We start from the raw sequence: 24,929 nt of genomic DNA on the forward strand, positions 1-24,929 counted from the left end.
ATAAAGTAAGAGAATAACTATTCTATTAAAAAAGGCCTGCAACAATACTGTCACAGGCCTTAATATGCGTTCAGCAAGCATAGCTCACTGCTAAACTAGCAATCTAACACTTACCAAACTGTTAGAAAGTTTGCTCGTAACGTAAGTACCAGAAGCGGCCAATGTCAAAACCACCATAGTAGGAGAAGTTAGCACTTGGTTGCGAGAACATAACCGGGCCTTGCTTCTCGAACACGTTATTCGCACCCACTGAGAACTTAGAGTTCCAAGGTGTGTTATAACTAACCTGAATATCATGGAACGTAGTAGAGCCCTTTTTATCCAGCGGCGTTACAAGATCGTTGGTCCAGTCGGCGCTAAAATCAGGCATGTTACATCTCTCATCAAAGTAGCAATCTTCTTTCATTGATGAATAATAACGCACATTCCAATTCGCGCTAAAGTCGCCCAGGCTCCAGTTCAGGCCAAGAGTAGAACGTACTCTGAACGTCTCAAATCCTACGTCAGGAGTCATTCTTGCTTCTGGATCATTGGTAGACTTGCTGTCATACCGAAGTGTGTAAGTTGTGTTCCAGTTAGTGCGGAAAGTACCAACTTCTGTATCAAGCTTATAAGTCAAGCCAACATCGTAACCCGCCGTTTTTGTCACACCAGCATTACGTAAACCATATGACAGACTGCTCACAATAAAATTGCTTGGATCACGTGAGAACATGGCACAACGCGCTTCTTCTAAACCAACATAGCAATCATCAACGATGCTGTTAGCACTATCAGTAACCATAGTGTCTTCTATGGTAATGTTCCAGTAATCTACAATCACCGTCATGTCAGTCAGGAACTCTGGGTTATATACAAAGCCCACAGTTTTAGTTTCTGACGTTTCAGGTTGTAACAGAGCGTTAGAACCACTGTTAAACGGTACCGGAGTTTGCGCAGCCGGGCCTGTAGTGGGCACAAAACCCTGCTGCAGCTGGCGGTAATCTGCTGGTACGTCCTGTAAACAACGCGCAGTGCCTTTAGCTACACCGTATACAGAGTCACAAGGGTCAATAAAGCCGGTTACGAAAGATTGTGAACCACCACCGTACAGATTACTAACTGTAGGTGCACGGAAGCCTTCCGACCATGTAGCACGTATCAGTAACGAATCAACAGGCTTCCATTTCACACCAATCTTGCTGTTGGTAGTGTCACCGAACGTGCTGTAATCTGAATAACGTGAAGCCAAGCTCAGGCTTAATTCTTCTGCACCAGCAACACCAGCTAAAATAGGCACATTCAATTCAGCGTAGTACTCTGTCAAATCATACTCGCCACTAGTCGGGCCAGCTGCCAAAGTAGAAGTCATGCCTGATTGTGCCAAAGCGTCAGGAGTATAAGCGCCTTCTTCTTGACGGTGCTCGCCACCCAAAGCGAAAGTTACGTCACCCGCCGGCAGAGTGAATAACAAACCACTGATATTAGCAAAGTAAATATTGGTTGTCGTTTCACCACGTGCGTGCGACGTTGGGAAGAACAATGCCTGAACAGCCGGATCGCTCAGTGAATTGTCAACAGCACCGGCGCCAAAGCCCGCAAACGGGTTCCAAGGCACGCATTGTGTTGCAGAAATTGGATTTGCTTCAGTACCACACTGCACTATACCCTGGCTGTTTAAAAACGACGGCCCGGTAGCTGCAACAACATTCGGAATGTGGAAGTCACCGCGACCTATTACCAGCGTTTTACTTTGGCTAAAAACGCCACCTACATCCCAGTCGAAGAAGCGGTCGCCGATATCAAAAGAGCCTTCCAACGCGCCGGTAAAACGCAGCGTATCTTGATCACTGGTGGTAACACGCGGAACTTCCCAGCCCCGGCGGGTAAAGCGCACATCTTCGCCAACAGGGTTAAAATAACTGTCAGCATCAAGGTACCAGCCACTCACTGCACCAAAGGTAGATGTTGATTGCAGCGGATAACCGGCGACTTGCCGTGTAGCGCTGCGATCGGTATAGCCAATATCAGAAGTGAAACGTATATTATCACTTAGGCTATAGTTCGTACTTACATACAGTGAACGAGCACTTAATGGGGTCATTAAATGCATCTGTTCAGTGGCATTGCTTGAACCGTTCGCATAGGTTTGCGGCTCAAAATCTTCCGGGAAAGATGATGCATCACCCGGACGCTTCGCAACCCACCACTGACCTTCATAATTAAAACGGCCGTACTGACCAACTAAAGTACGGTTGTTGTTAACATCAAATCCAGGATAAGTTACTTCCGAGAATGGACGATCTTTTGCCCAAACTTCGTCTTCATCACGCCATTCAACCCCAAACGTGACAGAGCCACGGTCTGATGCAAAACCGCCAACTAAACTGACGTTTTTCTTTCCACCGTCACCTTCATCATATTCACCAGCGTAAACAGTCAGTTCTAAACCTTCAAAGTCTTTACGGGTGATAATGTTAACTACACCGGCCATAGCGTCAGAACCGTAAAGCGTTGAAGCACCATCTTTTAGCACGTCAATACGCTCTACCATTGACATCGGAATAGCAGAAATATCCTGATAACCGCTGGTAGTAATACCTAAACGCTTACCATTCACCAGAATTAGCGTTCGGGTTGTACCCAGGTTACGTAAATCGACATAGCTACCACCTACGTTTTCACCAGAACTTAATGGTGCTGAACGGCTGATTGGTGGCGCACCGGTAGTGGACATATTTTGCAAAAGGTCATTTATAGACGTAAAGCCTTGGTTTGCAATATCCATACGCGTCATGGTGAATACAGGTTGTGAAGTTTCGATATCCGTGGAACGAATACGTGAACCTGTTACGTCAATACGCTCGATCTTAGCAGACTCTTCTACCTGCTGAGCTTCCTGAGCTGAAGCATTAACGGAGATTGCAGAAGCAGCTCCAAATGCAATAGCTAAGCGCACAGCTTTACTTAATTTATTATTTGTATACATGTATTTCTCCCTGGATCACTATTTTAGTGACTCTATTTTTACTACTACCAATCTCTTTTACGGCGCTTGGCACTCCGCTTATCTCGGATAACCTCCGATTTATCGCCGTGTGATAATAAACGTAATTTTTCAGCAGGGTCAACAGCTTTTACGGAACAATTTGTAATTTCCATTGTCAGGCTCTGTGGCGAAGATGAAAACAAGCTGAAATAAAGCAGAATGAGCTTTTGTCAACCCTATTCTTATCTGGAATTAAAGTAATGAGTCAACAACTTATGGAGGTAAATGTTTCTCTGTCATTTTAAGAAAATATTATAGAAATAATGAGCGCTAAACAGCCAGCGTAAACTTTTCACTACAAGAATCAAAGTATTTAATGAGTTAAATCAATAATTACCAGCTCCAATTTTTGGGGTTTAGCTGGCCGCGAATGTTTTTGCCTGTAAAGCGCATTACGTATACAATCAAACAACTGTATATAAATACACATTAAACATGTTAAGTGACCAGCTAAAAAGCCAAATCCGCGCTATACATACGCGTATTAAAACCACCCTGCCTAATTACCAACCCAGGCAGGGGCAAAATCAGTTGGTCGCAGAGATGGCTAAAATCGTCTCCGGCACCTACCACCGGCGCGAGCGTATTGGTTTAATTGAGGCTGGCACCGGTACCGGTAAATCGCTGGCTTATATGCTGGCGGTTATTCCTTATGCGTTGGCGCAAAAGAAAAAAGTGGTGATTGCCACGGCTACGGTGGCGCTGCAGGAGCAATTGGTAAATAAAGACCTGCCGTTTTTTCAACAACACAGCAAGCTGTTATTTGAATTTAGTCTGGTAAAAGGCCGCCAGCGTTATGCATGTATTGAGCGGGTGCGCCAGCAGCAAAAACATCCTGAGTTATTTGCCACCGCTAACGATGCAACTTTTGACTGGCAAAAATTGCTGGATAACTGGCAGCAGCGTAAATGGCTGGGCGACAGGGATACGCTGGCGACGCCACTAACTGAAGACCTGTGGCAGCGTATTGTTGCTGATCCGCTGCATTGCAGTAAAACAGACCGTCGCCATATGAACTGCCCGTTTCACCTTGCACGTGCCGAGGTAAGTAACGCCGATGTGCTGGTGGTAAACCATGCTTTACTGCTGGCAGATTTATCCAGTGGTAACAGTATATTACCGCCACCTGAAGAAACACTTTATGTGATAGACGAAGCGCATCATTTGCCGGACAGCGCACGGGAGTTTTTTGCCGCACAGGCCCAGCTTACTCACAATAGCCTTTGGCTGGAAAAGGCGGCTAAAACCATTCAACAGTTGATTACCCTGCTGCCCGCTACTGTGATGAAAGAGTTATTACGCTTCGATGATAGCTGTAACGAACTTAACAGCCTACTTAAACCGATTGAACGCTGCGTAACAGAATTTAAGCCACGCTGGTTTGGCGAAAAAACAGAGTATCGTTTTGCAGACGCTGCTTTGCCAAAATTGTTTCAGCAGCAAGCTGAACAGCTGGCGCAGGTGAGCCAGAAGACACTAACGCAACTGGAAAAAATTCAGCAGCATCTGCAGGAAAATGTCACTGAACAGCAATTACCATTAAAGCAAAGCATGGGTCTGCTGCAAGAATTGGGTTATCTGCGCCAGAAAATTGAGCAACAACAAGCACTGTGGCAACTATATGCAGCAGAGCAGGAGAAAAACGTCTATCAGGCGCGTTGGGTTGAACTGCAAAACCAGAGCCAGTATGTTATTGGCCATGCTTGCCCGCTGGGTGTTGCAAATAAACTGGAACAGCTGCTATTTACCGATGCCTTCGCAGTGATCCTGTGCTCTGCTACGCTAACTGCGCTAAATTCGTTTCAGTACATTAAATATGATTTAGGCCTGACACAATTTGAAGGTGTGCAAACATTGCAGGTTGCATCACCTTTTGCTTATGCAGAAAAAGGTCAGATTGTTATTCCTAAAATGCAGACAGACCCGACAGAGCAGGCCTATACCAACGAGCTGGTAACTCTGCTGCCAACTTATTTACCAGACAATCAGGCCAGCCTGGTGCTGTTCGCTTCTTATTGGCAAATGCAGCAAGTCGCAGAGGCTCTGCGTAAAAAGAAATTTTCACTATTGGTACAAGGTGAAGCATCACGCCAGGCGTTACTGCAGTTACATGGTGAAAACTGCAGACATAACCGCACCAGTATTTTATTTGGCACCCAGAGCTTTTCTGAAGGGCTGGATTTACCCGGTAAATTGCTCACCAATCTGGTGATTACCAAACTGCCTTTTGCAGTACCTACCTCACCTCTGGAAGAAGCCTTAGCGGAGGCGATTACAAAAAAAGGCGGCAATGCTTTTTTGCAACTGACTATTCCTGCAACCTCAAAGAAACTGGTGCAAGCCTGTGGTAGACTACTGCGCCAGGAGCAAGACGAAGGCAGGATAGTGATCCTAGACCGGCGTCTGGTCAGCAAAGCTTACGGCAGTGCTATGCTAAACGCCTTGCCGCCGTTTCGTCGTCAGATAGAGTATTAACAGGACATCACATGTTTGCTGAGCTTGCCATAGAACCTTCTGTTTTACTTATCCTCTGTGCTGTCGCATTTTGTGCCGGTTTTATTGACGCCATTGCTGGCGGCGGTGGCCTGCTGACTGTACCGGCTCTGCTTACCGCAGGCCTGCCGCCACATGTGGTACTGGGCACCAATAAGCTGGCTTCAACTTTTGGCTCTTTTACTGCATCACTTACCTATTACCGTAAAAAGCTGTTTAATCCGGTGTATTGGCACCGCAGTTTATTCTACACCGCTATCGGTGCGGTGTTGGGCACGCTGGTTGTAGACATGATTAGCAAAGAAGCGCTGGAAAAAATACTACCTCTGCTTATTTTGCTGGCGGCCATTTATACCCTGTTTAACCGTATGCAACCTGATGATGCCTTAAAGCTGCCGCCGCAAAACGCCAAGTTATTCTGGCAACAACGGGCTCAAGGCCTGACTCTGGGTTTTTATGACGGTATTGCCGGCCCTGGTGCCGGAGCATTCTGGATGGTGTCTACTATGGCGCTGTACAAAATCAACCTGCTGCTGACCTGTGGTGTAGCACGTACGATGAATTTTATTAGCAATGGTTTTTCGCTGGTGGCTTTTATTGCTTTGGGCCATGTCGATTTTACCCTTGGCATCGCTATGGGTATGTGTTTAATGCTTGGCGCTTGGCTGGGTGCGCATTCAGCTATTAAATTTGGCAGTCGTTTTATTCGCCCGGTATTTATTTGCGTGGTTATTACCATTGCTTTGCGTCTGGCCTGGCAGGCTTGGGGCAGTTAAATGGATTTACTGGCCACCTTACTTCACCAGTTGCAACAACTGTGGCAACAGGCAGAACAGATTGATCTGCAACAGGTGGCCGGCAAGCCACAAAACTGGTTTGACAGCGCCCTGTTCAGTTGCCGCTCGCCGCACCTGACAGACTATGTGGCTGAAGCCCAGCGTAACCTGCGCCACTTGCAGGACAGCAACCTTAGCAGCATGGCGAAGCAACGCCTGGTGCAACGGTTAAGCGAGCAAACCTCAGCGCTAACCAGAGCTTTTCGCAATGTTGATACCCGGCGCAAGCCCACCAGTAAAGGCAAATTAAAAGCAGTGGTGCAACAAATAAGCGCCAGCAGCCAGCAGTTATACCAGCAACTTAGCGATACCCAGGAGTTTGAACGCCGCTTGCAGGATATGATTAGCCTGGCCAACCGGGAAAACTCAGCCGAAGCCATACAGCGCACGCTGGCTTTACATGCCCGTTTAGGCCGCTGTCGCAAAGCGTTATCCGATATTGAACGGCAAATTCAGGACTTGGAACGGCGGAACTAAACTGATGGTAATCGCTAAACCAATGCTAAGCGCGCTACCTGCCATGCTGTATCACCCATGTTACAGTGAGCTTAATCTGCCTGACAGGCACCGTTATCCCATTACCAAATATCGCACCTTGTATCAGTGCCTGCTGGATATCGGGCTGCCCGCGAGCGCTTTCACCCAGTCAGTTCCTGTCACTGTAGAACAACTGGCAGAGGTACATTGCTGCACCTATATTCAAAGTCTGGCTGATGGCACTATTGATGCCAAAGCCATGCGCCGTATTGGTTTTCCCTGGTCAGAACAGCTTTTTCAGCGTTCATTATATTCATTAGGCGGCACACTACAAACAGCTCAGGCGGCCCTTAACAGTGGTATAGCACTGCATTTAAGCGGGGGCTATCACCATGCTTTTTATGCCGAAGGCTCAGGATTTTGTTTATTTAACGATCTGGTGCTGGCCGCTAAGACCATGCTGACACAGGGGCTGGATAAAATTTTGCTGTTGGATCTGGATGTGCATCAGGGTGACGGCAGTGCGCTGATGCTGACCGACGAGCCGCGCATTATCAGTTGCTCTGTGCATTGTGAAAAAAATTTCCCTGCCCGTAAACAACATTCAAACTGGGATATAGGGCTGGCTAAAGATTGCTCTGACACCGACTATTTAGAAGCCGTGCAGCAAAGCCTTCAGACCTTGCTTAACTGGCACCGGCCAGATTTAGTGATTTTTGACGCCGGTGTGGATATTCATCAACAGGATGAGCTGGGGCTATTAAATATTTCTACCGAGGCTTTATATCAACGTGATTTATTGGTGCTACAAAGCTGTGTGGACCAGGGAATACCTGTTGCAGCCGTTATCGGCGGTGGTTACCAGCGCAATATAGATGCGCTGGCACAGCTACACCTGCAGCTGTTTAAAGCCGCTTTTACGCTACATGGCTCAGACTTCGCCAGCAAAATAAAAACCTAAACGCCGTTTTACCTGAGGAGGTAACACTGGAAGATCAGTTTTAGGCAGCAGGAAAGTTGCCATATTAAACAAGTCAGTAAAAATACGGTTTTTCTCTGTTGTACGTTTTAAATAATCATGCCCGGACGAGCCGCCGGTGCCAATTTTGGTACCCAACATGCGCTGTACCATCATCGCATGTTTGTAGCGCCATATTGTCAGCAGTTCATCTATTTCGGTTAAGCAAGTCAGCAACTGAAATGGCAAATTAAAAACCGGCTCTTCCTGATACAGGCTGATAAACAGTGCCGATAACATAGCGCGTTGGCTTAAACGAAAAGTACCGGCTTGTTGCAGTTGCAGATACTTGTCTTTATTTAGCAAGGCTGAAAATTTTTCCGCAGTGCGGGCAATTTCAGCCAGTTGCAATTCGCGCTCATGTTCGGCAATTTGTGCAATTGACTGCACAGTTGCTTTATCTTCGGCCAGCATAGTGTCTGTTGCCTGCTGATACATCTGCCAGAAGCTAAAGTTTTCCAGCTCAAGAAACGGCATACGCTCCAACCACTTTTCTATGCGTTCAAACAAACTGGGGTCGTGTTCAAGTTGCTGCAGGAAAGTACGATCTTTCTCATTTAACCGGCTGTAAAACGAGTTTTTATCGAAGTCGATACGAAAATCGCTTTTCAGGCCCAGGCCAATTTCCAGCATTTTAAACTGGATACTCTGGAAACCGGATGCCGGCACCAGGTAATCACGAAACGACATAAAATCCTGCGGTGTCATCGTTTCAATGACACCAATCTGCTGGTTCAGCAACTGCTGAATGGTGATTACCCGCTTTAACTTATGCACTATGCCGGTAAGCTGCTCATCTTTAACTTCTTCACCGGCAAACACATCCATTACAGCTTTAAGCTCATGTAAAATTTGCTTAAACCACAGCTCATATACCTGATGCACAATAATAAACAGCGTTTCATCATGGGCTTCATTGGCGTATTTGGCGCTTTCCGGTGCCTGTGCTGTCAGTATTTTGTCCAGTTGCAGGTAGTCGCCGTAGTAGCAGGGAGTGGTATTTTTTTGCATTGCAGTTCTTCTGTCATGATTCTACCGCGCATTGTAGCAGCGAAGTGAGCTAACTCAATCTTTCAGTGGTCTTTTACCGTAAAGCTGATTATGCTTTGAGCTGACTGTAAACAAGATTGAGGCAAGTATGAAACTGGACGACGATATCCATAACTATTATGAAAAACTGACACTGGATCATATTGTAGAGTTAGGGCTAGACCAGCAGAAAGATGCTGAGTATCTGGCCGATTTATGCTGTATTTCGTTAAACCTGCTGCCGCCCCGCTATATTCGCTATGAAGTAGATATGGCGTTTTATCTGCCACAAAGCGAGCGTTTTGAAATGCGGATGAAAGTAAAAGAGGCCGTTGCCAGAGCCCGGCAGTTTCTGGACAATAATGCGTGAATACTGAGCTGGCTAAGGCTCCGGTGCATGTGCAACTGGCGGTAGATTTAATTCTGCTGCTGGAGCAACATCAGATAGATGCCAATACCGCACTTCTGGCGTTAGATATAGTGAAAAAAGATTTTGAACAGAAGCGGGATTTGGGTGGCAACCCCACCAGCCACATCCCGGCACATACGTCATAAACTGTGGCTGCTTCCTTCCGGACCTGACCAGGTTCGCCTACTAGTATTGCGAGAGGACCAATGGGGCTACCATTGAACTGCTGAATCCTCAACAGGCGCGCATTATGCGCAAAAGCAGGCGTTGTTGCAAGCCTGCCGCTGCTTAAACCTTAAAAGCAGCTGCCTGAGATTGCAATTTAGCTGCCAGTTGAGCCAGCATATCGCTGGCTTCTGCACTTTGCCGCGCGCTGTGTGTCACTTCACTGATACTGATGGTAAATTCACTAATATTTTTGCTGATATCCTCCGCTACTATAGTTTGCTGTTCAGTAGCGGTAGAAATTTGTACGTTCATATCAACAATAGCTGTCACCGAATTTGTTATTTGTTCAATTACTGTTGCTGCATCATTAGCATTCTCGACACTGGTATCGGCATAACGTCTGGATTCTGTCATTGAACTAACGGCTTGCTTTGATGAGTTTTGCAGATTGTCTATCATTCCCTTAATAGACTCCGTCGCTTTTTGCGTGTTGGTGGCTAACTGCCTTACTTCATCAGCTACTACGGCAAATCCGCGTCCTGCATCACCAGCGCGAGCAGCCTCTATTGCGGCATTCAACGCCAGTAAATTTGTTTGCTCAGCAATAGTACGTATTACCGCCAATACCTGAGTAATTTTCTCAGATTCGGCATTCAAATGACTAATTACATTGCCAGCGTCAGTCAGCGTAACCGATAGTTGCTCTATAGAGCGCATATTCTGCATTACCCGCTCAAAACCATCTTGCGAATAGCCATCAGCTTCATTTGCCTGCTCTGAAGTACGCAAAGCACTGCTGGCCACTTCCTGAATCGCCGCAGACATTTGCGTTACGGCGGTAGCAATTAAATTCGCTTTTTGCTCTTGTTCCATTGCAGTGCTACTGACCTGTTCACTGATGTGGCTCATTTCCTCAGATGCCGCAGCTAATTGAGTAATCGCCAGACCCAGCTCAGTAAAAAAAAGCTGTAGCCGTTGCAGTGTAGTGTTAAGCGCTTGTGATGTTGCAGCTATCTCATCTTTGCCGCACACATCAGCCCTGACGCGCAAATCCAGATCATGGCCTACAGTGGCAATGCTGTTCTGTAATAACCGCAATGGATGATGAATAGAGCGATAAATAAGCCAGCCAAGTACAGCAAGACCTGCAAATACTGCCAGCAGGATCAAACTAAACAGTAACTGAAAGCTGTCATATTCCTGCTGTGCCAGTTGCCGGAACTTATCAGCTTCTTGCAACTGCAGTACAATCAGTTTATCCAGGGCGCTGCTCAGCGGATCAGCTACTTGATACAGCTCACGATTAAACGTGTCGGCGCTGTCGGCAAACAAGTTGTTGCCAGTTATCCTGCGCTGATACTCTGCGACGGCTGCCAGAAACGGTGACATTTTATGCTCTGCATCAGCGACGAGACGGGCCTCTTCCGGGGTAAGCTTAGTTTGTTTAAAGCCTAACCAGGCTTTTTCGGCAGAACTCAATGCCTGACTGAGATTCGCCACAGCGGTGGCACCATCTAGTATGTGTCCACGATATTTGTGCAGTGTGTCTACTGCCGTCACCGCATAAGCATCTGACACCTGTTTTATCTGCTGTAACGGTTTTACACGGTCCATATACAAGCTGTTAATACCGTGATTAAGCAACTGCATTTGCTGCAATGCCACCCAGGTAACTAACAGCAAGATCCCCAGCGGCAACGCCGCCAGCACGGTTAGACGGCTTTTAACAGAATAATTATTCAACATGTACTGGCAAACCTCGCTAAATGTTAACAATACATATTTAGCATAGGCGATTTTTACTACTCAACCATCTGTTTTTCAGTACTCAGAATAAAAAGTGCGGGCTTACTGTACTAAAGCCAGTAAGCCCAAGTAGTTTAATTTGCTGAAACCAACGCCGAGCGGTAACGCTGCAATACCGCTTTAAAGCGTTGCTGGTTGTCCGGCCCCAAACGGATCATTTGCTTTTGCGCTGCAGGCAGTTGCTCTATCGCCGGATCGGCAAACACATACACCACAGAAGGCCGCTCCAGCGCCAACGGGTAACTTACCTCCGGTGTCGCCAGCATCACATCAATCGCCGCTATCAGTTTATTCTTAAACAACTCATCCGGGTAACCCAGCTCAGCATAGGCTTGCTGCAATAACGGCTCGTACCGGTTAAACAAGGCTAGCATCTGCTCGGCAGGCACGCTTTCAATCAATTCAATGTATGGCTGGTAACGGGCAAAACTGCTTTCATCCAGTTGCATGGCTTCACCTTCAGCTAAAGCAAATTTTTGCTCCAGCGGTTGTAACAGCGAATGGCCGGCTGCTAACTGACCTTGCGCAGTATTGTCGGTTTGCACAACAAAATTACGCAGTATCTCTTCAGTAACGAAAAGGCCAGCCAGGCCGGAGCGCCAGTTTAATGCCAGTAAGCGCTGCTTTACCTCGGCATCTGATTCATCCAGTACAGGCAACACGGGTTCAGGCTCTGCCACAGGCGCATTAACTTCGGGTTCAGTTACTTGCTCTTGCAATGGCGTGGTAGTGTCAGGTTGTGCAGTATCCTGCTCTGGTTCTGCTTCAGGCTGCGGTGCTACAGGTTCAGTGGTAACAGGCGGTAATAAATTAATAGCCGGTTCCTGATCTTCATCTTTAGCCAGTAACAACCATAAGGCAAGTAGTACCACTATGACGATAACGGCGATACCTGCGTAATATAACTGCTGATTATTGTTCGGTTTTTGTTCTGCCATAACAACCTCGGTAGCATTCTGATGGTGTAACGCGATTAAGCGTTGCATTCTTTAACGATTCCAGCAATATACTAAGCAATGAGCCTGTTGTCTGGAAAAAGTTCAACTTCTGTTATGTCTGAACACGATGTAAAAGCCGAAAAAAAGACGGCATTGTTATTAACCGGCGGCGGCGCCCGTGCGGCTTATCAGGTTGGAGTGCTAAAAGCGATAGCACAACAATTTCCCCGTAGCAGTAAATTGCCTTTTCAGATCATCAGTGGCACATCAGCCGGAGCAATTAATGGCGCCGCTATGGCTTGCTATGCTTCCTGCTTTCATCTTGGCGTGAAAAAGCTGGAGTGGATCTGGCGTAACTTTCACACTGATCAGGTGTATTACTCTGACTATCCGCGCGTATTCCGGCAGATACTACGCGGTATTTTCAGCGCATTTCAGGCCGACTATGCCAATAAAACCGCTGTCAGCTTGTTTGACAATAAACCACTGCGGCAAATGCTGCTCAAAGTGCTGGATCTAAAACGGATTGACCGCAATATTATGGGCGGTTATCTGTCCAGTGTGTCAGTTACGGCTTCATCTTACAACAACGGCGACTCAATTACGTTTTTCCAATCAGATCAGGCACAGGAATGGCGCCGGGCTAAACGTTGTGGCCAGCGTACCTTGCTTGGTGTGCATCATCTGATGGCATCTGCGGCTATTCCTCTGGTATTTCCTTCGGTGCGTATTCATCAGCAGTATTTTGGCGATGGTTCGGTCAATCAGCTGGCGCCGCTTAGTGCCCCTATTCATCTGGGCGCAGATAAAATACTGATTATCGGCGTGGCCGATCCACGTAAAAATGAACACAACCAGCGGATGATGCATCATCCGGGGCTGGCTACCATTGCCGGGCATTTGCTTGATACTGTGTTTACCGACAGTTTAAACTCGGATCTTGAACGCATGCAGCGGGTTAATAACACTATTCAGACCATGCAACAGCACGGTATAAAAACGGATCTTAAGCCGGTGCAAAGCCTGTTTATCAACCCGAGTCAGAACTTTGGCCAGATTGCCAGTGAACATTTTTTGTCTCTGCCTATGGCAGTGCGCACCATCCTGAGAATGACCGGTATTCGCCAGCACTCAGATTCCAGCCTGGCCAGCTATTTACTGTTTGAACAGCGCTATACCCGCCGGTTAATTGAGCTGGGCTATGAAGATGCCAGCGCCCAAATGGACACCATTTTGCAGTTTCTTACCGATGAAAAGCGCTAATGAGCTGTCAAAACCTTGGCATTCAAGCTATGGCCCGGCTTGCCAACTCTCTATCATACTGATAATTATTACTAAAATATTTCTGGCCTGTTATTTGCTTTATTAGAAAAAAAGCATCAACGGATCTCAAAATGGAATACCTGTTAGTACACGAGGTTGCGCTAAGTAACGCCCCCAGCTACGCAGCTATGACCAAACTGCAGCACTGGCCAGAGCTGGCGGAATGCGCTGAGCAAAGCCTGATCAGCCAGTTGCAAACCACACTGGATATTCAGCAACAGCTGAATATTATTTCTATGGCCGTAGGCAAAGTTTTGCCGGTGTCGGCCCTGAAATTAAAAACTGCAGTGGGTGAGTTTGAAGCCATTGGTTCAAGACCCGCTGATACTGAGCATCGCAGTGTATTGGTGCTAAACCAGCAATGTTTGGCCGAACTGATTTACCAGAGCGAACATGCTTTTACCCCGATGATTCAACGCGAACTGTTACTGCTCGAAAGCGAATGGCTGTTTGCTCTGCGCAATGCACTGGTTGTATGCCGGTTGCAGCAAATGGCGCTAAAAGACACCTTAACCGGCCTTGGCAACCGCCGCTTTTTTGACGACAGTTTTGAGAAAGCCGTACAACTGGCAAAACGTCATGACGAACGCTGCGCCTTACTGCTACTGGATTTAGACAACTTTAAACAGGTCAATGATATTGCAGGCCACAGCGCTGGCGATGACGTATTGCTGGCAGTTGCCGATTGTCTGCGAGATACATTGCGCGTAACGGATAGTTTATTCCGTTTTGGCGGAGATGAGTTTGCTGTGATTTTATCTGCTCAGGATGCAGACTGCGCAGAACTGGTTGCCAGAAGATTATTGCGGGCAATCAATCAGCATCATTTGTGTAAACAATATGAGGTAAGTGCCAGCGCTGGTTTAGCCTTGCTACAAGCTCCGGAGCAAAGCAGTAAACAATTATTTTCTGCTGCCGATGCCGCACTCTATTCTGCCAAAGAGGCCGGTAAAAGCACGGTGAGAGTAGCCTGAATAAGCCTGGTTTAAATTAACTCTGTTGCTGCCAGCTTAACCAGTACTTTGCCTGAGCAGGCAAAGTACTGCTAGCAAAACCTGCCACGACAACCAACTCGCCTTCGACCAACAGTAGCGGCACCTGCAACCGTTGCCACGGCGGCACCTGCCATAGCTTAAACCACTGCTTTAACGGCTTACTTACCGCACTGCCTGCTGGTTTAAAGCGCAAACTTAACTGGCCAAATACAATTTGTGCTGCCGCTGCCGCCAGCGGCAATCCGTCAGCCTGTGGCTGGGCAGAAAAATACAAACTGCTGCCACAGGGTAGCTGTAATTTTGGTTCCCCCTGCCAGCTTAAACCTTGCACCGGTGCCGCAACCTGCGCATCCGTCAGCAGGTAAAGCTTGTCTGCAAAGCGACGCAGCTGATAGTCAGCACAAACCAATACCGGCGTTGCATCATTACGGGCAGCAATAACCTGCTGCTTTAACGTAGTAAGCCACTGAGTTGACGGGTTTAAACCATAACTGCTTAGCCAACGGCGGATCACTAGATCCTGCTGTAACGGTAGCAGTTTTGCCAGCTCTGCCAGCAGCAAGGTATTATGACGCACACAACTTTCTTGTGCCTGTTCGGTGTAATAATCAGCCAGTTGTTGTAAATCGGCCAGATGTTGCATGCTGCGCCGCGTTGTAGCACTAAACTGTGGCCAGCGCTCTAGCAGTAAGGGTGCAATATGCTGGCGGATAAAGTTACGTTCAAACCGGATATCGTCGTTACTGTCATCGTTTACCCAGTCCAACTGCTGCTGTGTAGCATAAGCAGCAAGTTCGGCACGGCTGAAAGGCAATAAAGGCCGGCATAGCATCCCTGGAGCAAAACTGCGCTGCGCAGCAATACCACTTAACCCTGCGGCCCCCGAGCCACGCTTTAAGGCTAACAGCAAGCTTTCCAGTTGATCATCACCATGATGTGCCGTAAGCAGCAGGTGCTTATCTGAGCGGATAAATTCTGCCAGTGCCTGATAGCGGGCTGTGCGGGCTTTTAATTCAAGGTTGTCACGGCCACTTAGCACCACGCTGCGCTGCGTAAATACTATGCCCCGCTCACTGCACTGTCTGGCGCAGAAATCGCCCCACTGCGCTGCATAAACGCTAATACCATGATTAACATACACAGCCTTTAGTACAAAAGGCTGCAGCAGCCGGGCTTTGGCCAATAAGTCGAGCAACACCATCGAATCCAGCCCGCCACTTAACGCCAGCACAACATGGCTGTCAGCTTGCAGCGCTAACGTCTGCAATAAATAGCGAGGGCTCAGTTCAGAGGTTAGTTCGGGCATTGGGTGTTTTACCGGTTGATCAAGGCGCTAGGCTAACACAAAATAAAAAGCCAGTGCACAGGCACTGGCTTATCGGTAGCAATCACTGCTTAGCAGTAACCATAAGACATCAGACGCTTGTAGCGTACGTCCAGTAGCTCTTTGCTGCTCATTTTCTGCAATTTTTGTAAATCACGCAATAAGGCCTGTTTTAACGTTTGAGCCATCTGCTCCGGTGCGCGATGTGCACCACCCAGAGGTTCAGGCAATACTTCGTCAATCAGTTTCAGCTCTTTAATCCGTTCAGCGGTAATACCCATGGCTTCAGCAGCCAGTGGCGCTTTTTCCGCACTTTTCCACAAAATTGAAGCACAACCTTCCGGCGAAATAACTGAGTAAGTACTGTACTGCAGCATATTCACTTTATCGCCTACACCAATCGCCAAAGCACCACCGGAGCCGCCCTCACCGATCACGGTGCAGATCACCGGTACTTTCAGGCCCGCCATTACTTTTAAGTTGCGGGCGATAGCTTCAGATTGGCCACGCTCTTCGGCACCTATACCAGGATAAGCGCCCGGTGTATCGATAAAAGTAACAATGGGCAGGTTAAAACGCTCAGCCATTTCCATTAAACGCAATGCTTTACGATAACCTTCCGGGCGTGGCATACCAAAGTTACGTTTAATTTTCTCGCGTGTATCACGGCCTTTTTGATGACCAATAATCATCACCGGTATATCGCCCAGGCGCGCAGTACCGCCAACAATAGCCTGATCATTGGCAAAGGTACGATCACCGGCTAAATCATCAAAGTCGGTAAACACATGCTGAATATAATCCAGCGTGTAAGGCCTGAGCGGATGACGCGCCAGTTGCGCGACCTGCCATGCACCCAATTCAGAAAAGATCTTTTTGGTCAGCCCCTGGCTTTTTTCTTTTAGTTTGTTGATCTCTTCTTCTAAACCCAAATCGTAGTCGCCACTGCGGCTGACGTTACGTAATTCGTCTATTTTTGCTTCAAGTTCAGCAATAGGTTGCTCAAACTCTAAATAATTCAGCATCATCGACTGTCACTACCTAATTAATTAAATTCCAGTTCTATTGTTGCCAATTGCTTTAACTGGTGCAACAAAGCGTCGGCTGGCGTTACCCACCATTGTGTCCCTAGCTGTAACATCACCTCGCCTTCCTGGCGCTGATAGCGGAGTTTAACCGGCACCGTACCTGCTTTAAATTCACCCAGTACCTGCTGCAATCTTTGCAGGTAATTGTGGTCTATTTGTGCCGATTGTACAGTGATATTCAACGATCTCAGAGATTTTTCCCTTACCTGAGTAATTTCGCTGACATCGCGGCCGGTCATTGTAAGGCCACCGTTAAAATCATCAAAGCTGACCTGTCCCGTTATTACCAGGATCCGGTCTTTTTGTAGCTGTTGTTCGAAGTTTTCCAGTAAATCCGGGAAAAACCTTACATCAAGCCGCGCAGACTTATCATCCAGTGTGACAATAGCCCAGCGTCGGCCTTTTTTATTAATCATCACCCGCACTGATACCACCAGGCCGGCAACAGTGGTACTTTGATCTTTCTTCGTTGGCTGCAGTTCCACTAACCGGCAATTAATATAGCGCGGAATTTCTTCCAGATAACGGTTTATCGGGTGGCCGGTTAAATATAAGCCTAAAGTTTCACGCTCGCCCTCCAACCAGACTTCATCTGCCCAGGGCTCTACCTGTTTAAATGCTGCCGCAGCGTGCTCTGGCTCAGGGCTTAACAAACCGAATAAATCATCCTGCCCTACAGCCTGCGCTTTAGCGTGCTGCTCGGCAGCTTTCATGGCTTCTTCCAGCGTGGCCGACAGCGCAGCACGGTGCGGGCCTAAGCGGTCCATAGCGCCGGATAAAATCAGTTTTTCTATCACGCGCCGGTTTAGCTTCTTTAAATCGACTTTGGCGCAAAAATCAAATAAGTCGCTAAAGCTGCCGTGCTTATTGCGCGCCTCAAGGATGGCCTCTATCGGACCTTCGCCTACACCTTTAATAGCACCAATACCGTAAACAATATGGCCTTGCTCATTAACCGTGAACTTATACACCCCGGCGTTAACATCGGGCGGAATAAGCTTCAGCTTCATGCGCTCGCATTCATCTACCAGGGTAACAATTTTGTCGGTGTTGTCCATGTCAGCCGACATTACCGCTGCCATAAATTCTGCCGGATAATGCGCCTTCATCCACAGTGTTTGGTACGACACCAACGCATACGCCGCCGAGTGCGATTTGTTAAAACCGTAACCGGCAAATTTTTCTACCAGATCGAAAATCTTAATCGCCAGGTCCGGGTCAATGCCATTTTTTGCCGCGCCTTCCTGGAACGTATCGCGTTGTTTGGCCATCTCTTCCGGCTTTTTCTTACCCATAGCCCGGCGTAATAAGTCGGCACCGCCAAGCGAGTATCCCGACAGCACCTGGGCTATCTGCATTACCTGTTCCTGATAGAGGATAATGCCGTACGTCGGCTCAAGAATCGGCTTTAATGAATCATGCTGCCAAGTAGCATCCGGATAAGAGATAGCTTCACGGCCACGCTTACGGTCGATAAAGTTATCTACCATGCCCGACTGCAACGGCCCGGGCCGGAACAATGCGACCAGAGCTATCATATCTTCAAAGCAGTCTGGTTGCAGACGGCGGATTAAGTCTTTCATGCCGCGCGATTCGAGCTGGAATACCGCCGTGGTGTCAGCTTTTTGCAGTAAGTCAAAGCTTCGTTTGTCTACCAGCGGAATGGAGTTGATGTCGATGCTATCGCGGCCTTCTTTTTTCAACCGCGTGTTAGCCATATTCACCGCCCACTGCAAGATAGTGAGAGTGCGCAGGCCTAAGAAGTCGAATTTTACCAACCCGGCATATTCAACGTCGTTTTTGTCAAACTGGGTAACCGGGTTATTGCCTTCATCATCGCAATACAACGGGGAGAAATCGGTAATTTTGGTTGGCGCTATTACCACACCACCGGCGTGTTTACCGGCGTTACGGGTTACACCTTCAAGCTGGCGCGCCATATCAATCAGATCTTTAACTTCCTGATCCTGAGCGTACAGCTCTGGCAGACGCGGCTCTTCTTTAAACGCCTGTTCCAGTGTCATGCCTGGCGTGGGCGGAATAAGCTTGGATATGCGGTCAACAAAACCATACGGATGGCCCAGCACCCGGCCAACGTCGCGTATTACGGCTTTGGCAGCCATGGTACCGAAGGTAATAATTTGCGATACCGCTTCACGGCCATACATATCGGCTACGTGATCAATTACTTCGTCGCGCCTGTCCATGCAGAAATCGACGTCAAAATCTGGCATAGAGACCCGTTCAGGGTTTAAAAAACGCTCGAACAGCAGATCGAATTCCAGCGGATCTAAATCAGTAATTTTAAGCGCATAAGCCACTAATGAACCCGCACCAGAGCCCCGCCCCGGTCCTACCGGAATATCATTATCTTTACTCCACTGGATAAACTCCATTACCACCAGGAAGTAACCGGGAAAACCCATCTGGTTAATAACGTCCAGCTCTATTTGCAACCGCTCATCGTACCCGACACGTTTTTGCGCCCGCTCACTGGTATCAGGGAACAGCTGCAGTAAACGCTCTTCGAGGCCTTCGCGCGATTTCATTACCAGAAAATCAGCATCTGTCATGCCACCGGTAGGAAACGCCGGCAGAAAATATTCCCCCAGCCGGATAGTGACATTACAACGTTTGGCTATTTCAACAGAGTTTTGCAGTGCTTCTGGCAAATCAGCAAACAGCTGTTGCATTTCCTGTTCAGATTTAAGGTATTGCTGTTCAGAATACAATTTAGGCCGGCGCTTGTCGTCCAGCGTAAAGCCATCGTGAATAGCAACCCGGATCTCGTGGGCCGGAAAGTCTTCCGGTTGTAAAAACACCACTTCATTGGTAGCAACCAGCGGTAAATCGTGTTGCTCTGCCAGGGTCACTGCTTTTTGAATATATAGCTCTTCATCCGGCCGCCCGGTACGGGTGATTTCCAGATAAAAGCGCTGCGGAAAATACTGCTGATAAAACTGCAGTAGTTCGGTCAGGCTTTGGCCGTTTTCTTTTAACAGCGCTTTACCAACCAGGCCATCTTTAGCACCGGATAAAATAATCACGCCCTGAGCAAACTCAGCCAGCCAGTCATGTTCTATTTGTGGTTTGCTATCAACATGGCCACGCAGGTAGGCTTTGGAAATAAGCTGGCTGAGGTTCTGATAACCGGCGTTATCTGCCGCCAGCAATAGCATACGGCTGCTCTCGCCACCAAATAAAGGATGCTGAACCCAGCAATCAACGCCGATGATAGGTTTAATACCGGCTTCATGGGCTGTACTGTAAAACCGCACCAGGCCGCAAAAATTCATTTGATCAGTTAATGCCAGCGCAGGCATTGCCAGTTTTTGTGCCGCTTTAACGATAGGCTTAACTTTGGCGACACCGTCGATCATTGAAAAATCGCTGTGTACGCGCAGATGGATAAAAGCAGGAGAACTCATAGCCCCTGTTGCTCCAGCACCTGCCGCACCGGCTTAAAGCTTCGACGGTGCTCACTTAATACACCGTGCACGCCTATTGCGGCCAGATGAGCGGCTGTAGGATAGCCTTTATGGGCATCAAAGCCATAATCCGGGTAAGCCTGATGTAAAGCGTGCATTTCGGCATCACGTGCCACTTTGGCCAAAATAGAAGCAGCACTGATTTCCGGTACCAGCAAGTCGCCTTTAACGATAGCCGTAGCGGGCAAGCCAAAATCTGTGGTGCGGTTGCCATCTACCAGCACCCATTCTGGTTTAATACACAACGCCGCCACAGCACGACGCATTGCCAGCATAGTAGCGTGCAGAATATTCAACTGATCAATTTCAGCAGGCTCTGCCCGGCCAAGCGCCCAGCACAGGGCATTTTGTTTAATGAGCTCAGCCAGTTCCGTACGACGCTTTTCAGACAATTTTTTTGAGTCAGTAAGCCCTGCAATGGGTTTATTAGGGTTTAAAATAACTGCCGCCGTTACCACAGCGCCAATTAGCGGACCGCGGCCCACTTCATCTACACCGCAAAGCAGCTGTACGTCAGGTCGTTGATACAACATTATTTACTTACCTGTAAAATTGCTTCTGCCGCTTTGGTACTGGCATTGCATTTAATGCTTTGATGAATAACCCGGTACTGCTGCAATAGGGTAGCGCGCTCTGAACTTAACAAAGGTACCATCGCTTTTACCAGAGCTTGCGGCGTCACCTGATGCTGCAATAATTCCGTAACCATGCCACGCCCGGCAAGCAAGTTTGGCAAACTAAAATGCGCCAGCTTTACCAGCCGTTTACCAATTTGGTAAGTAAGCCAGTTAGCCCGGTACGACACCACCATCAGGCATTTGGCTAACATGGCTTCAAGTGTGGCGGTGCCTGAGGTTATAAAAGTTGCATCAGACGCTAACAATACCTGGCGGGCCTGGCCGGTAAATTCGGTGATTTTAAGCTCCGGCGCTATCTGCTGTTTAATCGCATTAAACTGTGCGGCCTTTGCCGACGTCACCATATTGGTAACGAACTGTATATCGGGAAACTGTTGTTGTAGCAGTATTGCGGCCTGCAGAAAATCACCTGCCAGCAGTTTAATTTCATTGGTACGGCTGCCAGGCATAATCGCCAGTACCAGCTTATCCGGCTGTAGGCCCAATTCGGCTTTTGCTGCGGCCTTATCCACGTCCAGCGGCATCGTATCGGCCATGGTGTGGCCAACAAAAGTACAGGGCACCTGATATTTATCGTAAAAAGCTTTTTCAAATGGCAGCAGCGATAACACCATATTGGTCGCGGCTGCAATTTTAAAAATTCGTTTATGCCGCCACGCCCACACCGACGGGCTAACGTAATGCACAGTTTTAATACCGGCCTGTTTCAGCTTTAACTCTACCGGCAAATTAAAATCCGGCGCATCAATACCAACAAACACATCGGGCTTATCGGTCATTAAAGCGGCGAGAATTTCGCGTTTAACCTGCAGTAAGCGTGGTAAACGGCCAAGCACTTCAACAATGCCCATTACTGCCAGTTCTTCCATATCAAACAGGGCATTAAAACCCAGCGCCTGCATGCGCGGCCCGCCAATGCCGTAGAACACCGCATCCGGGTGTATAGCTTTAAGTGCAATCATCAGATCGGCACCTAAAATATCGCCGGAGTGTTCCCCGGCGATAATGGCTATTTTTAAAGGCGTATCAGCAATCGCCATCAGCGCACTATGCCTCTGCTGGCGTTAGCGATAAAGTCGGTAAAGAGTTTTAACTCCGGCACTTGTGCGGCTTTATCCTGCAGTGCTGCCAGTGCTTCCGCTACTGTCTGGCCTTTGCGGTAGACTTCTTTATATGCCCGGCGTATTTCCAGCAACGCTTCACTGCTGTAGCCACGGCGTTTTAAACCTTCAGTATTAATACCGCCAGGCACGCAAGGTGCGCCATGCACCATCAGGTATGGCGGTACATCTTTTAAAACAATAGAGCCACCGCCGCAAAAACTGTGCGCCCCAATATGCACAAACTGATGAACGCCTGTCATACCGCCTAAAATAGCCCAGTCGCCTACATGCACGTGTCCGGCGGCCTGAGCAGCACTGGCAAAAATAGTGTGGTTACCAATGACGCAGTCGTGGGCAATATGCGTGGTATTCATAAACAGGTTATGGTTACCAATAATGGTTTTTCCCTGATCCTGCACCGTGCCACGGTGTACAGAGCAACCTTCGCGAAATACGTTATAATCGCCAATAATCAGCTCTGTGGCTTCACCTTTATATTTTTTGTCCTGACAAGCTTCACCAATACTGGCAAATTGAAAAAAGTGATTACCTTTACCAATAGTACTGGTGCCTTTAATCGCCACATGAGATTCGAGTACACAGTCATCTCCCAGCACAACGTTGTGGCCAACATAACAAAACGGGCCCACTTTAACGTTATTACCAAGCTTAGCGCTGGCTTCGATTACAGCAGTTGGATGGATCACGTTATAGCTCTCTTCTGGCACACATCAGCTCAGCCGAGCAGACAATCTGGCCTTCAACTTTAGCTTCGCCGTAAAACTTCCACATGTTGCGGCGTTCTTTTAAAAACTTTACTTCCAATATCATAGTATCACCCGGCAGTACCGGCTTTTTAAAACGCGCGTCGTCAATTGCAGCAAACAGATAAAGTTCATTCTCTGAGCGCTCGGTAACGGTTTTAAAACCCAGAATACCGGTGGCCTGGGCCAGCGCCTCAAGGATCAACACACCAGGAAAAATAGGCATTCCCGGAAAATGCCCGGTAAAAATAGGTTCATTAATAGTGACGTTTTTAAGCGCTGTCAGGCTTTCGCCCGGCGTAAAATCCAGAACACGATCAATAAGTAAAAACGGGTAACGATGTGGCAGTAATGCCATAATTTCCTGAATTTGCAGGCAATTAAGTTGGTTAGCCAAAGCTATTCCTCTGTCTAGTGGTCAGCATCCTGTGCTTTTTGCACATTCGCAAGCTGGTGTTCCAGTTGCTTTACCCGCTGATAAAGTTGATCTATTTGCCGCAGCTTAACGGTGTTTTTCCGCCATTCAGCATTGGTTGTTGCCGGAATACCTGAAGTATATACGCCTTTCTCAGTGATAGGCTTCATTACCATTGCCATACCGGAAATATGCGCACCGTCACATATCTCAATGTGGCCGTTAAGCACCGCCGCCCCACCAATAATGCAGTAGCGGCCAATTTTGGTGCTGCCGGCAACTACAGTACAACCGGCGATTGCCGTATGATCGCCAATGCGGACATTGTGTGCAATCTGGCACTGGTTATCGATAATAACATTACTACCTATTACCGTATCTTCAATCGCGCCGCGGTCAATAGTGGTATTTGCGCCTATTTCACAATCGTCGCCAATAGTAACGGTACCGGTTTGCGGTATCTTAACCCAATTACCGCGTTCATTGGCAAAACCAAAACCATCTGCGCCAATTACAGCACCGCTGTGCACTATACAACCTTTACCGATATTTACCCGGTGATACACGGTAACGTTAGCCCACAGCCGGCTACCTTCACCAATAATTGCTTGTTCACCAATAAAACAGCCTGCGCCAATTTGTGCGCCATTACCAACAACAGCTCCGGCGGCAATAATCGCATTAGCACCAACAGACACCCCGGCACCCAAAGTGACACTGGCATCGATTACTGCTGTCGGGTGAACACCATTTGCTGCGGCGGGTGTTGAATCCAGTAATTGGGCTACCCGGGCAAAAGCAACATACGGGTCTTTTACCACCAGAGCGTTGACGCCTGGCGCAAGAAACGGCGCGTCATCTGCGGTGATAAGAACAGCAGAGGCAGACGTTTCGGTTAAGAATTTGCGGTATTTGCTGTTAGACAGGAAGCTAATCTGGCCGCTGCCAGCATTTTCCAGCGTTGCAATTGAAACGATGCTGCAAGCAGCATCGCCAATTAGCTGAGCATCTACCTGCTCAGCCAGTTTCGTTAAGGTATAACCTGCCATTATTTTGCTTTACTTGCCTGAGCAACAACAGCTTCAGAGATGTCGTATTCTGGCTTGGCATACACTGCTGCACCGGAATTCAGCACCATATCGAACTTCTCGCGCTCTGCTACTACATCAATAGCCGCCTTGATCAGCGCCAGTACTTTATTGCGTTCTTCAGCCTGACGGTTACGGATTTCTTCATCCAGTGGACGGGCTAATTGCTCGTACTGTTGACGCTGGCTGGTTAACGCAGTTTTCAACTCATCTTGTTGCTTTTCACTCATGGTTGGACCATCGCGACGCAACTTTTCAATATTGAAGTTAATATCTTTTTCCAACTTCCCTACCGTTTCAATACGCTTGGCAAACTCATTTTTAATCGTTTCCTGCATAGCAGCGGACTGAGGAATTTGTGCAGCTACAGCCTGCACATCAACGAAAGCAATTTTCATCTCTTTCGCAGCAACATTACCTGCCAGTACCAAACCAGCAAGCAGTAACACGGCAGATTTTACAATTTTACGGTTAAACATCTTATATTCCCTATTATTCTAA

The 24,929-nt window shown here is 47.8% G+C and carries 20 protein-coding genes, 1 other RNA gene and 1 pseudogene; 8 read left to right on the top strand and 14 right to left on the bottom strand.

From position 1 onward, the window contains the following. Positions 1-121: 121 nt before the first annotated feature. Positions 122-2,968, bottom strand: a complete 2,847-nt coding sequence (locus MJX74_RS14470; RefSeq protein ID WP_240223531.1) for a TonB-dependent receptor domain-containing protein — start codon at positions 2,966-2,968, stop codon at positions 122-124. Positions 2,969-3,463: 495 nt separating this feature from the next. Between MJX74_RS14470 and dinG the strand changes: the two genes are divergently transcribed. From dinG to MJX74_RS14490, 4 genes are read left to right on the top strand one after another with little or no spacing between them, the layout of a single operon-like run. Beyond that, positions 3,464-5,503: an ATP-dependent DNA helicase DinG gene (dinG, locus tag MJX74_RS14475; protein ID WP_240223532.1), complete on the top strand. Its 2,040-nt coding sequence runs from the start codon at positions 3,464-3,466 to the stop codon at positions 5,501-5,503. Positions 5,504-5,514: 11 nt separating this feature from the next. Continuing rightward, the gene (locus MJX74_RS14480; RefSeq protein ID WP_240223533.1) at positions 5,515-6,297 is read left to right on the top strand and encodes a sulfite exporter TauE/SafE family protein; all 783 of its coding nucleotides are present in this window, start codon (positions 5,515-5,517) and stop codon (positions 6,295-6,297) included. Beyond that, positions 6,298-6,834, top strand: a complete 537-nt coding sequence (gene priC, locus MJX74_RS14485; RefSeq protein WP_240223534.1) for a primosomal replication protein PriC — start codon at positions 6,298-6,300, stop codon at positions 6,832-6,834. Positions 6,835-6,838: 4 nt separating this feature from the next. Then, the gene (locus tag MJX74_RS14490) at positions 6,839-7,795 is read left to right on the top strand and encodes a histone deacetylase family protein (RefSeq protein WP_240223535.1); all 957 of its coding nucleotides are present in this window, start codon (positions 6,839-6,841) and stop codon (positions 7,793-7,795) included. Here MJX74_RS14490 and MJX74_RS14495 read toward each other — a convergent pair. Further along, entirely contained in the window at positions 7,766-8,863 is a 1,098-nt protein-coding gene (locus tag MJX74_RS14495) for a tryptophan 2,3-dioxygenase family protein (RefSeq protein ID WP_240223536.1), read from the bottom strand. The genes MJX74_RS14490 and MJX74_RS14495 overlap by 30 nt on opposite strands. A 127-nt stretch (positions 8,864-8,990) precedes the next feature. Here MJX74_RS14495 and MJX74_RS14500 point away from each other — a divergent pair, with 127 nt between their 5' ends. Together MJX74_RS14500 and MJX74_RS21785 are read left to right on the top strand one after the other, a co-directional pair. Further along, positions 8,991-9,251, top strand: a complete 261-nt coding sequence (locus tag MJX74_RS14500; RefSeq protein WP_068232331.1) for a late competence development ComFB family protein — start codon at positions 8,991-8,993, stop codon at positions 9,249-9,251. Beyond that, positions 9,248-9,373 (top strand): annotated as a pseudogene (locus MJX74_RS21785) (DUF2496 domain-containing protein); the annotation flags it as partial. The gene MJX74_RS14500 and the pseudogene MJX74_RS21785, both read left to right, overlap by 4 nt. A 29-nt stretch (positions 9,374-9,402) precedes the next feature. On the opposite strand, the gene ffs reads toward MJX74_RS21785, so the two are convergent. From ffs to MJX74_RS14520, 3 genes are all read right to left on the bottom strand, one after another. Beyond that, positions 9,403-9,499: signal recognition particle sRNA small type (gene ffs, locus MJX74_RS14510), an RNA gene on the bottom strand. Between the two features lie 79 nt (positions 9,500-9,578). Continuing rightward, positions 9,579-11,204, bottom strand: a complete 1,626-nt coding sequence (locus MJX74_RS14515; RefSeq protein ID WP_240223537.1) for a methyl-accepting chemotaxis protein — start codon at positions 11,202-11,204, stop codon at positions 9,579-9,581. A gap of 134 nt (positions 11,205-11,338) precedes the next feature. After that, complete coding sequence (locus tag MJX74_RS14520) at positions 11,339-12,250, bottom strand: DUF3014 domain-containing protein (protein WP_240223538.1); 912 nt, start codon at positions 12,248-12,250, stop codon at positions 11,339-11,341. Positions 12,251-12,316: 66 nt separating this feature from the next. Between MJX74_RS14520 and MJX74_RS14525 the strand changes: the two genes are divergently transcribed. Beyond that, the gene (locus MJX74_RS14525) at positions 12,317-13,465 is read left to right on the top strand and encodes a patatin-like phospholipase family protein (protein WP_240223539.1); all 1,149 of its coding nucleotides are present in this window, start codon (positions 12,317-12,319) and stop codon (positions 13,463-13,465) included. A 131-nt stretch (positions 13,466-13,596) separates the two neighbouring features. Beyond that, positions 13,597-14,499, top strand: a complete 903-nt coding sequence (locus tag MJX74_RS14530) for a GGDEF domain-containing protein (protein WP_240223540.1) — start codon at positions 13,597-13,599, stop codon at positions 14,497-14,499. A 16-nt stretch (positions 14,500-14,515) separates the two neighbouring features. Here MJX74_RS14530 and tilS read toward each other — a convergent pair whose 3' ends face one another. The 9 genes from tilS to MJX74_RS14575 all read right to left on the bottom strand — a co-directional run bounded on the left by tilS (position 14,516) and on the right by MJX74_RS14575 (position 24,907). Next, the gene (gene tilS, locus MJX74_RS14535; RefSeq protein WP_240223541.1) at positions 14,516-15,826 is read right to left on the bottom strand and encodes a tRNA lysidine(34) synthetase TilS; all 1,311 of its coding nucleotides are present in this window, start codon (positions 15,824-15,826) and stop codon (positions 14,516-14,518) included. Positions 15,827-15,915: 89 nt separating this feature from the next. After that, positions 15,916-16,872, bottom strand: a complete 957-nt coding sequence (gene accA, locus MJX74_RS14540; RefSeq protein ID WP_240223542.1) for an acetyl-CoA carboxylase carboxyl transferase subunit alpha — start codon at positions 16,870-16,872, stop codon at positions 15,916-15,918. A gap of 17 nt (positions 16,873-16,889) precedes the next feature. Beyond that, positions 16,890-20,360 carry a DNA polymerase III subunit alpha gene (gene dnaE / locus MJX74_RS14545; protein ID WP_240223543.1) on the bottom strand — a complete coding sequence of 1,157 codons (3,471 nt, stop codon included), beginning with the start codon at positions 20,358-20,360 and terminating at the stop codon, positions 16,890-16,892. Then, complete coding sequence (gene rnhB, locus MJX74_RS14550; RefSeq protein WP_240223544.1) at positions 20,357-20,953, bottom strand: ribonuclease HII; 597 nt, start codon at positions 20,951-20,953, stop codon at positions 20,357-20,359. The genes dnaE and rnhB overlap by 4 nt, the downstream gene beginning before the upstream one ends. After that, the gene (gene lpxB, locus MJX74_RS14555) at positions 20,953-22,098 is read right to left on the bottom strand and encodes a lipid-A-disaccharide synthase (RefSeq protein ID WP_240223545.1); all 1,146 of its coding nucleotides are present in this window, start codon (positions 22,096-22,098) and stop codon (positions 20,953-20,955) included. Before lpxB ends, rnhB begins: the two co-directional genes overlap by 1 nt. Further along, positions 22,098-22,889, bottom strand: a complete 792-nt coding sequence (gene lpxA / locus MJX74_RS14560; RefSeq protein WP_240223546.1) for an acyl-ACP--UDP-N-acetylglucosamine O-acyltransferase — start codon at positions 22,887-22,889, stop codon at positions 22,098-22,100. Before lpxA ends, lpxB begins: the two co-directional genes overlap by 1 nt. Next, positions 22,870-23,322: a 3-hydroxyacyl-ACP dehydratase FabZ gene (gene fabZ / locus MJX74_RS14565; protein ID WP_068232357.1), complete on the bottom strand. Its 453-nt coding sequence runs from the start codon at positions 23,320-23,322 to the stop codon at positions 22,870-22,872. Before fabZ ends, lpxA begins: the two co-directional genes overlap by 20 nt. Positions 23,323-23,336: 14 nt before the next feature. After that, positions 23,337-24,389 carry a UDP-3-O-(3-hydroxymyristoyl)glucosamine N-acyltransferase gene (lpxD, locus tag MJX74_RS14570; RefSeq protein ID WP_240223547.1) on the bottom strand — a complete coding sequence of 351 codons (1,053 nt, stop codon included), beginning with the start codon at positions 24,387-24,389 and terminating at the stop codon, positions 23,337-23,339. Next, complete coding sequence (locus tag MJX74_RS14575) at positions 24,389-24,907, bottom strand: OmpH/Skp family outer membrane protein (RefSeq protein WP_240223548.1); 519 nt, start codon at positions 24,905-24,907, stop codon at positions 24,389-24,391. The genes lpxD and MJX74_RS14575 overlap by 1 nt, the downstream gene beginning before the upstream one ends. Positions 24,908-24,929 lie beyond the last annotated feature (22 nt).

The organism is Rheinheimera hassiensis (assembly GCF_022436675.1).
Lineage (GTDB): Bacteria > Pseudomonadota > Gammaproteobacteria > Enterobacterales > Alteromonadaceae > Alishewanella > Alishewanella hassiensis.